The 14105-nt window shown below is 62.9% G+C and carries 10 protein-coding genes; 5 read left to right on the top strand and 5 right to left on the bottom strand.

The window, feature by feature from the left end; translation table 11 throughout:
* Window positions 1-4: 4 nt before the first annotated feature.
* On the bottom strand, window positions 5-1879 hold the full coding sequence (locus KHO53_RS24225) for a putative bifunctional diguanylate cyclase/phosphodiesterase (RefSeq protein WP_213571082.1): 1875 nt from the start codon (window positions 1877-1879) through the stop codon (window positions 5-7).
* The gene (locus KHO53_RS24220) at window positions 1876-4125 is read right to left on the bottom strand and encodes a GGDEF/EAL domain-containing response regulator (protein ID WP_010220138.1); all 2250 of its coding nucleotides are present in this window, start codon (window positions 4123-4125) and stop codon (window positions 1876-1878) included. The genes KHO53_RS24225 and KHO53_RS24220 overlap by 4 nt, the downstream gene beginning before the upstream one ends.
* Window positions 4126-4334: 209 nt before the next feature.
* On the opposite strand from KHO53_RS24220, the gene nosR reads away from it, so the two are divergent.
* Window positions 4335-5678 carry a response regulator c-di-GMP phosphodiesterase, NosR family gene (nosR, locus tag KHO53_RS24215; protein WP_213571080.1) on the top strand — a complete coding sequence of 448 codons (1344 nt, stop codon included), beginning with the start codon at window positions 4335-4337 and terminating at the stop codon, window positions 5676-5678.
* Window positions 5679-5796: 118 nt separating this feature from the next.
* On the top strand, window positions 5797-6246 hold the full coding sequence (locus tag KHO53_RS24210; RefSeq protein WP_010220135.1) for a YMGG-like glycine zipper-containing protein: 450 nt from the start codon (window positions 5797-5799) through the stop codon (window positions 6244-6246).
* Between the two features lie 54 nt (window positions 6247-6300).
* On the opposite strand, the gene KHO53_RS24205 is transcribed toward KHO53_RS24210, so the two are convergent.
* Complete coding sequence (locus tag KHO53_RS24205; RefSeq protein WP_213571078.1) at window positions 6301-7200, bottom strand: LysR family transcriptional regulator; 900 nt, start codon at window positions 7198-7200, stop codon at window positions 6301-6303.
* A gap of 226 nt (window positions 7201-7426) precedes the next feature.
* On the opposite strand from KHO53_RS24205, the gene moaB reads away from it, so the two are divergent.
* Window positions 7427-7966, top strand: a complete 540-nt coding sequence (gene moaB, locus KHO53_RS24200) for a molybdenum cofactor biosynthesis protein B (RefSeq protein WP_213571076.1) — start codon at window positions 7427-7429, stop codon at window positions 7964-7966.
* A 78-nt stretch (window positions 7967-8044) separates the two neighbouring features.
* Here moaB and KHO53_RS24195 read toward each other — a convergent pair whose 3' ends face one another.
* Together KHO53_RS24195 and moaA are read right to left on the bottom strand one after the other, a co-directional pair.
* Window positions 8045-8944: a bestrophin family protein gene (locus tag KHO53_RS24195; RefSeq protein ID WP_213571074.1), complete on the bottom strand. Its 900-nt coding sequence runs from the start codon at window positions 8942-8944 to the stop codon at window positions 8045-8047.
* Between the two features lie 6 nt (window positions 8945-8950).
* Complete coding sequence (gene moaA, locus KHO53_RS24190; protein ID WP_010220131.1) at window positions 8951-9955, bottom strand: GTP 3',8-cyclase MoaA; 1005 nt, start codon at window positions 9953-9955, stop codon at window positions 8951-8953.
* A 342-nt stretch (window positions 9956-10297) separates the two neighbouring features.
* Between moaA and KHO53_RS24185 the strand changes: the two genes are divergently transcribed.
* Both KHO53_RS24185 and KHO53_RS24180 read left to right on the top strand, forming a co-directional pair.
* On the top strand, window positions 10298-12622 hold the full coding sequence (locus KHO53_RS24185; protein WP_213571072.1) for an FdhF/YdeP family oxidoreductase: 2325 nt from the start codon (window positions 10298-10300) through the stop codon (window positions 12620-12622).
* A gap of 98 nt (window positions 12623-12720) precedes the next feature.
* On the top strand, window positions 12721-14097 hold the full coding sequence (locus tag KHO53_RS24180) for a cytochrome ubiquinol oxidase subunit I (RefSeq protein WP_036997164.1): 1377 nt from the start codon (window positions 12721-12723) through the stop codon (window positions 14095-14097).
* Window positions 14098-14105: the final 8 nt, after the last annotated feature.

The raw sequence follows: 14105 nt of genomic DNA, 5'->3' as shown, positions 1-14105 counted from the left end.
GCTCTCAGTCGTGGGGTTCGATGCGCTGTCCGGCGGCGAGCAGCAAGCGGGAAAACGCTACAGGGTCGAGCGGTTTGCTGAAGAGGTAGCCCTGGCCTTGCTCGCAGTCCTGGGCTTTAAGAAGGCGCAGTTGCTCGGCGGTTTCGATCCCTTCGGCGATAACGTTCAGGTTCAGGTTCTTGCCCAGGCTGATGATGCTGCTGACCAGCCGCGCATCGTTGTTGTCGCTGCCCATCTCGCGGACAAAGGACTTGTCGATCTTCAACACATCGACGGGAAATTTCTGCAGGTAGCTGAGGCTGGAGTAACCGGTACCAAAGTCATCGATGGCCAGGCGCACGCCCAGTTGCTTGATCGCCTGCAGGGTGACGACCGTGGCATCGACGTTGTGCATCAACACGCTTTCGGTGATTTCCAGCTCGAGCAGCGATGGCTCGAGGCCGCTGTCGTTGAGGACCTCGGCGAGGTTGTCGACAAAGCCGCGCTGGCGAAAGTCGATGGCCGAGACGTTCACGGAAACACTCAGTGGCGCCATGGCTTGCGCTTGCCATGCGCGTGCCTGGGCACAGGCCCGGCGTAGCACCCACTGGCTGAGGGCAATGATCAGGCCGCAGTCTTCGGCCACCGGAATGAAATCGTCGGGGTACACCCAGCCGTGGCCAGGGCGTTGCCAGCGTATCAGCGCCTCGGCACCGACGATGGTGCCGCGACGCAAGTCCACCTTGGGTTGATAATGCAGAACAAACTCATCGCGCTTGAGGGCCAGGCGCAGGCCGCTTTCCAGTGACTGCTGGCGGCGGGCGCGCAGGTTCATGTCGTCGATGAAAAAGTTGAAATCGTTGGGGCCGTTGTCCTTGACGTTGCGCATCGCGGTCTCGGCTTTCTTGATCAGCATCACCGGGTCGCTGCCGTCATCGGGATAAAGGCTGATACCCATGCTCGCGGTCACCGTAAGGTCATGGCCCGCCAGGGCATGGGGCAGGCTGATCGAGGCCAGGAGCTTTTCGGCAACACCCTGGGGCTGCTGCGGATGCACGATGTCGCTGAGAATGACCACGAATTCATCGGCGCCGTAGCGGAACACCGAGTCCGATTCGCGTACGCTGCTGGTCAGCCGGGCAGCGACCTGCTTGAGTACTTCATCGCCGACCGGATGGCCAAGGGCGTTGTTGATTCGCTTGAAACGGTCCATGCCGAGGAACATCACCGCGGCCTTGCGCTCGTGACGACGCGCCTGCAACAGATGCTGGGTCAGGCGGTCGCCGAGCAGGGTGCTGTTGGGCAGACCGGTAAGCGCGTCGTAGTGCAGCAGGCGGGACACCTGCAACAGCTCCTGCACCCGCTCCTCGACGGTGCGCTGCAGATCATGCAGCTTGCGCGTGGCGTCCTGGGCCAGTTGCCACTTCCAGCTCAGGGCATTGGCCATCTGGCGGATTTCCAGGCTGTCGAAGGGCTTTTTCAGAATCAGCAACTGGTCGCCGAACTCGATGTGCTCGGCCAGCTCGTCCCAGGAGTAGTCCGAGAACGCGGTGCACAGCGCAATCTGCAGGTGCGGGTCGGCCTTCCACAAGGCCTTGACGGTTTGCAAGCCATCCCAGCCGGGCGGCATGCGCATATCGGCGAATGCCATGGCGTAGGGCCGGCCTTGCGCGCGTGCGCGGGTGACCAGCTTCAGCGCTTCTTCGCCCTGGTAAGCGGAATCGAGTTCGAAGCTCAGGCGTTGCCGGGCAGGTGAGCCGAACAGCAGCGCCGTGGTATCTTCCAGCGAATCAACGCCCATCGGTTCGGGGCTGAGGATCTTGCGAAAGTCCTGATGGATTGCCGGGGTATCGTCAATGATCAGGATTCGCCGGTTGGCCGGTTGGCTGAGCGGGTTCATCGCTTTACCTGCATCAGTTGCGCGCTGTCGAGTTTCAGTAGCGCCAGTGCCTGGGCGCTGTCGAGGCACTGGCTCAAGGTATGGCCGAGCGGTTGGGCAGGCTCGCTACCGAGGCCATCAGGCACCTGCGGCAAGGCTTGCCGGTCGGTGATGATGCCGATGCCGACGTCACGGGCAAAGTTGATGATGGCGCGTAACGTCTGCGCGCAATCAGGGTCGTTGCTGGCACTGTCGAGCAATTGCGGCGCCAGCTTGAGATGGTTGACCCGGTAGGTCTTGAGGTAGTCGAACGAGGAATACTCGCTGCCAAAATTGTCGATGGCGATCGTCACCCCCAGTTCGCAAAGCCGGGGGAGAATATCGTTGTGGGTCCATTTGGTTTGCGCCAAGGTCGCCTCGGTGACGTCAAAGCGCAACTCCCAGGGGCAGAGGCTCCAGCGAGCGGTGGTGCGCAATACGTCGTAGATCAGGTCGGCGCCAGACTTGAGCTGGGTCAACGAGACCTTCAAGGCAATCAACGGTGGCGCGATACCCAGGTCATGCCACTGGCGCATCTGCCGACACGCCTGGTCCAGCAGCCAATGGCCAAGGGCAATGCTGACGCCGGTTTTTTCGGCCGCCGGCATGAACACCTCGGGGGCCAGCCAGCCGCGCTCGGGGTGCAGCCAGCGCACCCGGGCGGCCATACCGAGCACCTTGCCATTACTCAGGTCGACCTCCGGCAGGAACTGCAACTGCAGTTCATCGCGCTCCAGCGCCTGTTTCAGGTCGTTGGCCAGGGTGACCCGCTCGGTGACTTCGCGGGTGATCTCTTCGCTATGGAACTGGAACTGGTTGCGGCCTTTTTCCTTGGCCCGGTACAAGGCCATGTCCGCTTGTGCCAGTAAACTATCGGCGCTCAGGCACTGGTGGCTGTACAGGCTGATGCCGATGCTGGTCGACAGGCGCACGGCATTGTTGTCCAGCTGGTAGGGCTGGGCGAGGGCATCGCGGACCTTGCCGGCCAGGGCGGCGCAGTGGGTCGGCTCGTCCACGTCCAGTTGCACAATGGCGAACTCGTCGCCACCGAGGCGGGCAACCACATCGTTCTCGCGGGTGCAGGCGCTGATGCGTCGTGCCGCTTCCTGCAGTAACAGGTCACCGATCGGATGGCCCAGGGTGTCGTTGATCCGTTTGAAGTGATCCAGGTCCAGGTAGAACATCGCAAATGGCGCTGCCCCTCGTCTGGCGGCGGCAAACGCCTGGTGCAGGCGCTCAATCAGTGTGGCCCGGTTGGCAAGGCCGGTGAGGCCGTCAGTGCGGGCCATCAGGGCGAGGTTCTCTTCGGCCAGGCGGCGCTCGGTGATGTCGAGGATGATGCCCTCGATTTCCACCAGTTGGCCCTGGGCGTTGCGCACCGGAATGTAGCGGTTCTCGACCCAGCGCAGGCCGCCATCGGCGGTGCGCAGGCGAAACTCGATGGAGGCTGCGGCGGCATCACGGTCCAGTACCCGCACCATGGCCTCGTCGAGCTTGCCCAGGTCATCGGCATGCACCAGGGTGCTGGCCCAATCCGCACTGCCGACCAGCTGGGTTGCCGAGTGACCGAACTTGGTGATGTTGTGCGAGATGTACATCAGGGCGAATGGCGGCTCGCCCCTGAGCCGGTAAAGAATGGTCGGGCTGTTCTGCACGATGATGTTGGCATCGGCCAGCTCCCGGGTGCGCGCTTCGACCGCCTGCTCCAAGCGTTCGGTCTTGAGTTCAGCCTGTTCGGTCATCTGCCATTTGACCGTGAGGGTGCTGGCCATCTGCCGGATCTCGATGGCATCGAAAGGCTTTTTCAGGATCAGCAGGCGGTCGCCCAGATCAAGCTGGCCGGCGATGTCTTCCCAGGAATAGTCGGAATAGGCGGTGCAGAGTGCGACTTGCAATTTGGGATCGACTTGCCAGAGCCGTGCGATGGTCTGCAGCCCGTCCCAGCCAGGCGGCATGCGCATATCGATGAAAGCCATGGCATAAGGCGCCTGGGCGTCCAGGGCCGCCTCGACCTTGGCCAGCGCCTGCTCACCCTGGAAGGCGGAGTCGAGGACGAAGGGCTGGGCCGGCGCCGTCGGCGTGGCGCCGAACAGGGCGTATTCGGTTTCCCCCAGTGCATCGAAGGCGCTGGAGCCGCCGCCGAGGATCTTGCGAAAGTCCTCATGAATTGACGGCGTATCGTCGACGATCAGGATCCTGCGATTGATGTCGGTCAATGGCTGGCTCATCGCAACGCTCCGACGGCGCGCGTAACCGGCAAGTAGACGTGCATCGGGCAACCCTCCCTGGTAGCAATGCTTATGAATGCCTTCAGGGCCAGCATAGTCAGGCAAATGCCGGCGCGCGAGCCCGGACACAAAGGTCGACCGTTTCGGCAAATGTCATCTAGCCTGTGCTGAGGCGTTGTTGCGCTTGCCCACGGTACAAGGACGGCATCATGGAAGAACCCCTAGCGGATAGACCCAGCGTGCTGCTGGTCGACGACGAAGCCTCGATTCTCAACAGCTTGCGCCGCCTGCTGCGCAGTCAGCCTTACGAGCTGTTGCTGGCCGAAAGCGGCGCCCAGGCCCTTGAAGTGCTTGAACAGCGCCCGGTCAGCCTGGTGATCAGCGATGCACGCATGCCCAACATGGACGGCGCCACCTTGCTGGCGCACATCCACCAGCGCTTTCCCGCGACCTTGCGGATCCTGCTGACCGGTTATGCCGACATGGATACCATCGCCAAGGCGATCAACGACGGTCAGATCCACCGCTACATCAGCAAACCCTGGAACGATGAAGAACTCCTGGTGACCCTGCGCCAGGCCCTGGCCTACCAGCACTCGGAAAGCGAACGGCGGCGCCTGGAGCAGCTGACCCAGGCGCAAAACCAGCAACTCAAGGCGCTCAACGCCAGCCTCGAACAGCGCGTCGCGGCGCGGACTGCAGAGCTGCAGCAAACCGCCGACATGCTCGACCTGGCCTACGAAGAGCTCAAGCGCAGCTATGTCACCGGCACTGAAGTGTTTTCGCTGCTGGCCAACCTGCGCCTGCCCAAGGCCAAGCAGACCAACCGCCAGGTCATCGAACTGATCCGCGTGTACTGCCGCCGCCACGGCCTGGACGAAAGTCGCAGCCGCGACCTGAGCATGGCGGCGGCGTTGTACAACATTGGCAAGATGAGCTGGAACGACAGCATGCTGACCTGCCCGGCAGACCTGCTGCCGCACGCCGAGCGTGACCTGTACCGGGCCTACCCGAAACACAGCGAATCGCTGGTGATGACCCTGGAACCGATGAAGGAAGCGGCGCGAATCATCCTCCACCATCAGGAGCGCTGGGATGGCAGTGGCTTCCCCGCACGCCTCAGGGGCGAAGCGATTCCAGTGGGGGCGCGCTGGTTGAAACTGGCGGTGGATTTCATCGAGCTGCAACGCGGCTTGATCCTCGAGCGGCACATGAACAGCGACGAAGCGCTGGTGTACATCCGCAAATACGCCGGCAAGCTCTACGACCCGGGGCTGGTGGAGGATTTCGTCAAGGTCTGCGCCGAGTTCCTCAGTGACGTGACCCTGGCCGACCCGTCGGTCAAGGTCATGACCACCCGAGAGCTGGCCGGCGGCATGGTCCTGGCGCGCAATCTCAATGCGGATAACGGCATGCTCCTGCTCAATGCCGGCAAAGTGCTGAGCGAGGCGCTGGTGGAAAAGCTGATTGCCTTCGAAGAGATGGAGGGCGGCAAGTACAGTGTTTTCGTCAAAATCCCCGAAGAGCAGGCGCTGCCTGTCGTCGCGGGGTAGACGGTTGATGCGCCGGAGTACAAATGTACTCCTGGGTGCCGGGCCACTCCTCGCGCCGCGCCGCCGCTCCCGCAAGGCGGCTACACTGTTTCTACTGCCCGCTACCCCGGAGTCCATCATGAACAGGTTGCCATCCGTTGGCCTGTGCCTGGCTTTGTCGGCTGTGTGCGCCCAGGGCTGGGCCGAGACCGTGGTGCCGATCAAGGGCCAGAGCGCCGAGCAGGTACAGATCGATATCAACGATTGCCATAACATTGCGGCCAGTTCGGCCACCACCGAGGCGCATGTCGGTGGCCGGGTGCGCGGCGCTGCCGTCGGTGCCGCGGCCGGCGCGGCGGGCGCCGAGGTGCGGGGCCGTCAGCATGACGAGCTCTACGACCGGGTCGACGATGACGTCAAGCAGGACTACCGGCAGAACCGCGCGCAGGAGACCGCTGCTGCCGGGGCTGTGGTGGGTGGCGCGCGCCAGCGTCAGGAACGTCGTCAGGACCGGCGCAGCACTGCATCGAGCAGTGCCTCGGCCTACACCAGTTGCCTGCAGGGCAAGGGTTATCAGGTCACGCCATAAGCGCCGCTGGTCGGCTAGTCTGCTGGTTTTGACCGGTAGGCAGGCAGCCGAAGATTACGCCGGTTTCAATTCGCTGCTGAGCAGTGATTGAACCTCGGCAAAGCACTTCTCGGCAATCGCCGAACGCGGTTCGGTTCGGCGCAGCAGCAAGCCGATCGGTGCGTGCACACTGGCAGCACTGATCGGCACGATGCGCAGGTGCTCGCTCAAGCCTTCCAGGCCGTAATCCAGCGGCATGATCGCGCAGCACATGCCGGCGCAGGCCGCCTGGATCAGCTGATAACTGGAGTCGCTTTCCAGCACCGCATGGGGCTGCAGGCCGCGGCTGCGAAAGCTCAGGTCGACCGACTGGCGATAGTGCATACCCTTGCTCAACAGCCCCAGGGGCACTTCGCTGACCGCTTCCCAGGGCAGTTCAGCCTGCTCGAACTGAAAATGGCGCACGTCATACAGCAGACCCATGCGCGTGGTGCCCAGCTCGATCACCTCGAAGTAGGTACTGTTGATCTGGTCCAGGTAGCAGATGCCCAGGTCCAGCTGGTTGCGGCTCAGGCCATCGGTGATCTGCTCCGAGCTCAAGGACGACAGCTGAAACTGCAGCTCCGGATAGCGCTGGGCCAGGGGCTGGAGAAACTGCATGGGGTTGAAGCTCGACAGCGGCACCATGCCCAGGCGCAGGCTGCCGACGATCTGCCCACGGCAGCTGGCCGCTTCGGCCTGCAGGCCGTCATAAGCGGCCAGCAGGGTACGGGCCCAGGCCAGGATGCGCTCGCCAGCCTCGGTAAAGCCTTCAAAGCGCTGGCCTCGGGTCACCAGTACAAGGTTCAGTTCGTCCTCCAGGTTGCGCAAGCGCATCGACAGTGTCGGCTGGGTGATGTGGCACAGTGCTGCGGCCTGGCCGAAGTGGCGGGTATGGTCCAGGGCGAGGAGAAACTTCAGTTGTTTGATATCCATGGCACAGCCTGGCAAGTCAGTGGGGGCGGGTGGCAAAACGGTAAAGCAAAAGGGTCTGGGCCGTCCAATGAGCATTAGTGACCGGGTGATAGAGGCGCTTGATCAGCGGCGCTGTGCATAGACGATAGATCAACTCGATAAGCCGGTCGGATCTATCGATTGGACGCTGTTGGTGTTTGCCTCTAGCGTTGCTCGCAACTTCCTGTCTGCTGCCAAGGGGCTTTGCATGAGTATCAAACTGGATGCGGCGTTCGTGCCGTTGAATATCGCCGTACTGACCGTCAGTGACACCCGCAGCTTCGACACCGACACCTCCGGCGAGCTGCTCGCCAGCCGCGCGGTGGAGATGGGCCATCGCCTGGTTGCGCGGGAGTTGCTCAAGGATGACCTGTACAAGATTCGCGCCCAGGTGGCGGGCTGGATTGCCGAGGATGACGTGCAGGTGGTGCTGATTACCGGTGGTACCGGTTTTACCGGGCGCGACAGTACCCCGGAGGCGGTGGCCTGTTTGTTCGACAAGCACATCGACGGTTTTGGCGAGCTGTTCCGCGCCTTGTCGATCCTGGACATCGGCACCTCCACCGTACAGACCCGCGCCCTGGCCGGCCTTGCCAACGGCACCCTGGTGTGCTGCCTGCCGGGCTCCACCGGCGCATGCCGCACCGCCTGGGAAGGCATCCTCGCCGAACAGCTGGACGCCCGCCATCGCCCTTGCAACTTCGTCGCCCACCTCAAGCCTGGCACGCTGTGCGAATCGCGTCAGTGAACTGATCGCGGGGCAAGCCCGCTCCTACAGGTCTTGCACTGATTCTGTAGGAGCGGGCTTGCCCCGCGATGAGGCGCTTCAGCTCAAGACAAAATCCACCGGCAACAGCGGCGGCGGCAGGTCCTTGCGCCCGGTTGCACCCAGCAGCTCGCGCTCCAGCGTACGCACCATGGCATCGGTGGGCAGGTCGTTCTCGTCACGGCCGAACGGGTCTTCCAGCTCGTCGCTGATCGCATCCAGGCCAAAGAAGGTGTAGCTGACGATCAAGGTGAAGATCGGTGCCAGCCAACCCAGTGGTTCGGCCATGGCGAATGGCAACAGGATGCAAAAGATGTAGATGGTGCGGTGCAGCAGCAAGGTGTAGGGGAAGGGCAGCGGCGTGGTCTTGATCCGCTCGCACACCGCCTGCGCTTGTGACAAGCCGCGCAGGCGCTGCTCGAGGTTGACGTAGCGCCACTCGCTGATCTGCTGTTGCTCGGCCAGTTGCGAGCAGGTCCTGCCGATGCCCTGGAGGATACCGTCGCTGATGTTGTGCAGCGGCAGGTTCCCCGCGTCTGCAACCCAGGGCCGCGCGGCGTGCAGCTCATCTTCGCCACGCAACCTGGCATTGAGCGCATGGGCATAACCACACAGCGCCAGCAGCAATCCATCGCGGGTCTGGCGGTCGGCAATCACCACGCTTTCGCGAATGAACGAGCGCACCTCGATGATCATCTCGCCCCAGGCCTTGCGCCCCTCCCACCAGCGGTCGTAGCAGGCGTTGTTGCGAAAGCTCATGAAGATCGACAGGGAAATACCCAGCAAGGTAAAGGGGGTGGCGTTGACCTTGGCGAAGAACGCCGGGTGCAGGTTCTCCACCAGCACGATCAGTGACGCCAGGGCGGTGACCATCACGCTGCGCCGGGCAATACGCTTGGCAATCGAGCCTTTGAGGGACACCAGGACGTTGAGCAGGTTGGGTTTGGGATGGACGATCATCGGAGTCTAGCCGCCAGTCATGTTCATGAAGCGCAGGATCTGCACCTCACCGTTGATATCGAAGGTGTGGCTGTAAGGCTTGAGGGTCATGGCCTGGCGGATGGCCTTGTCCAGGCGTTCGGTATCGCCCGGGTGGGCACGCAGGACCTGCTTGAGGTCCGCGGAGTGTTCATTGCCCAGGCACAGCAACAGCCGCCCTTCGACGGTCAGGCGTACGCGGTTGCAGGTGCCGCAGAAATTGTGGCTGTGGGGCGAGATGAAGCCGATGCGGATCTCCGGGGCTTCGGCCAGGCGCCAGTAACGCGATGGGCCCTGGGTCGATTCGGCCGACTCGAGCAAGGTGAAGTGCTCGGCGATACGCGCACGCACTTCGTCGCTGGAGCAATAGGACTCGCTGCGCTGGTGTTCGTTGATCACGCCCAGGGGCATTTCTTCGATAAAGGAAATGTCCAGTTGGCGGTCGATGGCAAAGCGCACCAGGTCGACCACTTCATCATCGTTACGGCCCTTGAGCACCACGCAGTTGAGCTTGGTCCGGCGAAAGCCTGCGGCATGGGCGGCATCGATGCCGGCGATCACCTGGGCCAGGTCGCCGGTGCGGGTCAAGGCCTTGAAGCGCTGGGCATCGAGGCTGTCGAGGCTGATGTTCAGGCGCGACAGGCCGGCATCGAACAGCGGCTGGGCCAGGCGCGTGAGCTGCGAGCCGTTGCTGGTCATGCACAACTCGCGCAGGCCGGGCAGGGCGGCAATGCGTGCGCACAGGCCGACGATGCCGGCGCGCACCAACGGCTCGCCACCGGTCAGGCGGATCTTGCGCGTGCCCATGGCGACGAAGCGTTCGGCGACCTGGTACAGCTCCTCAAGGGTGAGGATGCGCTGGCGCGGCAGGAACTGCATGTCTTCGGCCATGCAATAGACGCAGCGAAAATCGCAGCGATCGGTCACCGACATGCGCAGGTAATCGATTTTACGACTGTAGCCGTCGACCAGTTGTTTGCCGGTTGCACTCATGATGGGCAGGGCCTCTTATATCGCGGCAGTGTTGCTGTTTGCGGAATAATTCTTTGCTGTTTATCGAGGGTAAATAGCCTGGGCAAGTGGGTCAAATCACTAATAATGACCAAACGATAAGGTTCATCTATCGGCGGCTTGAGAGCCCCGTATCCAGGGGCTTTCGGCGCGCTGATAGAGGGTTTTGATCAGTCCGTCAGTTCTTTTGATTAGACGCAAAAGTCCACGCTCAATAGGCTCAAAAGGGAGAAAACGAAGTTCGTCATTAACCACGATGTCATTAACACGTTGTGCGTTGGCGACACGTTAAAGATGCCCTGCGTGCCAAGCGAGGAAGCCCTGATGAGCCAAGATGAACATATAAAAAACTATGACGCCCCCGCCGCCGGTTGGGGCGCGCTGAAAAGCGTGACCAAGAGTTGGCTGGGCAGTGAAAACGCCTTCAAGAACCTGCGGGTGATGCTCAAGACCAACCAGAACGGCGGTTTCGACTGCCCCGGCTGTGCCTGGGGCGAGTCGCCGGAAAGCGGCATGGTCAAGTTCTGCGAGAACGGCGCCAAGGCGGTCAACTGGGAGTCCACCGGGCGCCTGGTCGATCCGGATTTCTTTGCCCGCTACAGCGTCACTGAGCTGGCCCGGCAAAGCGACTACTGGCTTGAGTACCAGGGCCGCCTGACCCACCCGATGCGCTACGACGCCGCCACCGATCACTACGTCGAAACCAGCTGGGAAGACGCTTTTGCCCTGATCGCCAAGCATCTGAACGGGCTCGAATCCCCCGATCAGGCCGAGTTCTACACCTCGGGCCGGGCCAGCAACGAAGCGGCGTTTCTCTACCAGTTGTTCGTCCGCGCCTATGGCACCAACAACTTCCCGGACTGCTCGAACATGTGCCACGAGGCCAGCGGTGTCGGCATGACGGAAACCCTCGGGGTCGGCAAGGGCACCGTGGTATTTGACGACCTGGAGCACGCCGACGCGATCTTCGTTATCGGCCAGAACCCTGGCACCAACCACCCGCGCATGCTCGAACCACTGCGTGAAGCGGTAAAACGCGGTGCCCAGGTGATCTGCCTGAACCCACTCAAGGAGCGTGGCCTGGAGCGCTTCCAGCACCCGCAGCACCCGTTCGAGATGCTCAGCAACGGCTCGGAACCGACCAACACCGCGTACTTCCGCCCGGCCCTGGGCGGCGATATGGCGGTAATGCGCGGCATCGCCAAGTATCTGCTGCAATGGGAACGCGAAGCCCAGGCCAAGGGCGAGCCCGCGGTGTTCGACCATGCCTTCATCGCCGAGCACACCTCGGGGCTCGACGCCTACCTGGCCGAAGTCGATGCCACCCGTTGGGCGCACATCGTCGAGCAGTCGGGCCTGAACCTGGCCGAGCTGGAGCTGGCCGCACGCATGTACCGCCGCGCCGAGCGGGTGATCATGTGCTGGGCCATGGGCGTGACCCAGCACCGTCATTCGGTGCCGACCGTGCAGGAGATCATCAACCTGCAGTTGCTGCGCGGCAACGTCGGCAAGCCTGGCGCCGGGCTGTCGCCGGTGCGCGGCCACAGCAACGTGCAAGGTGACCGCACCATGGGCATCGACGAGCAGCCACCGGCACGCCTGCTCGATGCCCTGGAAGCGCGTTTCGCCTTCAAGGCCCCGCGCCTGCACGGGCACAATGCGGTACTGGCGATCCAGGCCATGGAAGAACAGCGTGCCAAGGTGTTCATCGCCCTGGGCGGCAACTTCGCCCAGGCCACCCCGGATACCCCGCGCACCCACGCCGCCCTGCGCAACTGCGAACTGACCGCGCACATCGCCACCAAGCTCAACCGCTCGCACCTGGTGACTGGCCGCGATGCACTGATCCTGCCGTGCCTGGGCCGTACCGAAATCGACGTGCAGGCCGAAGGGCCGCAAGGCATCACCGTCGAAGACACCTTCAGCATGGTGCATATCTCCCACGGCCAGCTCAAACCCTGTTCGCCGCTGCTGCGCTCGGAGCCGTCGATCGTCGCCGGTATCGCCAAGGCGACCCTCGGTGACCGACCGATCGACTGGGAGTGGACCGTTGCCGACTACAGCCGCATCCGCGACCTGATTGCCGACGTCATCCCCGGCTTTGCCGACTTCAACGCGCGCCTGCAGCACCCCGGCGGCTTCCACCTGGGCAACACCGCGGCGCTGCGCGAATGGCACACGCAAAGCGGCAAGGCGCAGTTCACCCCCAGCGTATTGCCGGCGCAACTGGTCAACGAAGAGGTCCTGGCCCGTGGCGACACGCCGGACCTGATTCTGCAGACCCTGCGCTCCCACGACCAGTACAACACCACCCTGTACGGCCTCGACGACCGCTACCGAGGGGTGTTCGGCCTGCGTGACGTAGTCTTCGTCAACGCGCAGGACATCCAGCGCCTGGGCTTCAAGCCCAATGACAAGGTCGACCTGGTGTCGCTCTGGGAAGACGGCCGCGAGCGCCGGGTCAGCGGTTTTGTCCTGGTCGCCTACGACATCCCGCCAGGGCAGGCAGCGGCCTACTATCCGGAGACCAACCCCCTGGTACCGCTGGAAAGCTACGGCGACCGCACCTTCACCCCGACCTCGAAGTTCATCGCGATCAAACTCGAGAAAGCCAGCGCCGACAACCTGATTCCTTCAGCGCACGTCTGACGCCTTACTCGATTTCCACTCACTGACTGAAACCCGGACCCTGCAGCCGCCATTCGCTGGCGGTTGCAGGTGGGCCGGCGCTTTCTCGGGATACTGTCATGTTCAATCTGGATGCGTTGGATCTGGCGCGGATTCAGTTCGCCTTCACGGTCTCGTTCCACATCATCTTTCCGGCGATTACCATCGGCCTAGCCAGCTTTCTGGCGGTGCTCGAAGGTTGCTGGCTGAAAACCAGTAACCAGGTCTACAAGGACCTCTATCACTTCTGGTCCAAGCTGTTCGCGGTCAACTTCGGCATGGGCGTAGTCTCCGGCCTGGTCATGGCCTATGAGTTCGGCACCAACTGGGCGAGGTTCTCCGACTTTGCCGGGAGCATCACCGGGCCCTTGCTCACCTACGAGGTACTCACCGCGTTCTTCCTCGAAGCGGGCTTTCTCGGCGTGATGCTGTTTGGCTGGGACCGGGTAGGGCGGCGCCTGCACTTTTTTGCGACGATCATGGTGGCGATCGGCACGCTGATCTCGATGTTCTGGATTCTCTCGTCCAACAGCTGGATGCAGACCCCGCAAGGCATCGAGATCGTCGACGGCCGCGTGGCGCCGGTGGACTGGTTCAAGATCGTCTTCAACCCGTCGTTCCCCTACCGGCTGATGCACATGGCGCTGGCGGCGTTCCTCTCCACCGCGTTCTTCGTCGGTGCCTCGGCAGCCTGGCATTTGCTGCGGGGCAACAACACGCCGCAAATCCGCACGATGCTGTCGATGGCCATGTGGATGATCCTGGTGGCCACGCCCGTGCAGATCGCGGTCGGTGATGCCCATGGCCTGAACACCCTGGAGCACCAGCCGGCGAAAATCGCCGCCATTGAGGGCCACTGGGACAACACCCCCGGCGAGCCGTCGCCGCTGGTGCTGTTCGGCCTGCCGGACATGCAGGCCGAAACCACCCGTTACAGCCTCGAAGTGCCGTACCTGGGCAGCCTGATCCTGACTCACAGCCTGGACAAGCAGATCCCGGCGCTCAAGAGCTTTGCCAAGGAAGACCGGCCCAACTCGACGATCATCTTCTGGAGCTTCCGGGTCATGGCCGGGCTCGGCATGTTGATGCTGCTGTGCGCTGTGGCTGCCCTGGTGCTGCGCCGCAACGGCGCGCTGTACCGCAACCGGGTCTTCTTGTGGCTGGCCTTGCTGATGGGGCCGTCCGGGCTGATCGCCTTGCTGGCCGGCTGGTTCACCACTGAAATCGGCCGCCAGCCCTGGGTGGTGTACGGGTTGTTGCGCACCACCCAGGCGGCCTCCAACCACGGCGCCGTGCAAATGAGCGTGACCCTGGCGTTGTTCGTGGTCATTTACTTCTCGGTGTTCACTGTCGGCATCGGCTACATGATGCGCCTGGTGCGCAAGGGGCCGAACGCCGCCGATGCGCTGCACACCGTTGATGCCACCGCGCGCAGACCGCTGTCTGCGGCTGATTGAGAGAGGGT

Source organism: Pseudomonas sp. RC2C2 (genome assembly GCF_018390435.1).
Classification (GTDB): Bacteria; Pseudomonadota; Gammaproteobacteria; order Pseudomonadales; family Pseudomonadaceae; genus Aquipseudomonas; species Aquipseudomonas donghuensis.
The sequence above is the reverse complement of the archived record's forward strand: the minus strand, read 5'-3'. Positions and strand labels throughout refer to the sequence as shown.

Excerpts from the sequence above, each read along its gene's own strand:
- KHO53_RS24225 (WP_213571082.1), bottom strand. The coding sequence starts at position 1,879 with ATGAACCCGCTCAGCCAACCGGCCAACCGGCGAATCCTGATCATTGAC.
- KHO53_RS24220 (WP_010220138.1), bottom strand. The coding sequence starts at position 4,125 with ATGAGCCAGCCATTGACCGACATCAATCGCAGGATCCTGATCGTCGAC.
- nosR (WP_213571080.1), top strand. The coding sequence starts at position 4,335 with ATGGAAGAACCCCTAGCGGATAGACCCAGCGTGCTGCTGGTCGACGAC.
- KHO53_RS24210 (WP_010220135.1), top strand. The coding sequence starts at position 5,797 with ATGAACAGGTTGCCATCCGTTGGCCTGTGCCTGGCTTTGTCGGCTGTG.
- KHO53_RS24205 (WP_213571078.1), bottom strand. The coding sequence starts at position 7,200 with ATGGATATCAAACAACTGAAGTTTCTCCTCGCCCTGGACCATACCCGC.
- moaB (WP_213571076.1), top strand. The coding sequence starts at position 7,427 with ATGAGTATCAAACTGGATGCGGCGTTCGTGCCGTTGAATATCGCCGTA.
- KHO53_RS24195 (WP_213571074.1), bottom strand. The coding sequence starts at position 8,944 with ATGATCGTCCATCCCAAACCCAACCTGCTCAACGTCCTGGTGTCCCTC.
- moaA (WP_010220131.1), bottom strand. The coding sequence starts at position 9,955 with ATGAGTGCAACCGGCAAACAACTGGTCGACGGCTACAGTCGTAAAATC.
- KHO53_RS24185 (WP_213571072.1), top strand. The coding sequence starts at position 10,298 with ATGAGCCAAGATGAACATATAAAAAACTATGACGCCCCCGCCGCCGGT.
- KHO53_RS24180 (WP_036997164.1), top strand. The coding sequence starts at position 12,721 with ATGTTCAATCTGGATGCGTTGGATCTGGCGCGGATTCAGTTCGCCTTC.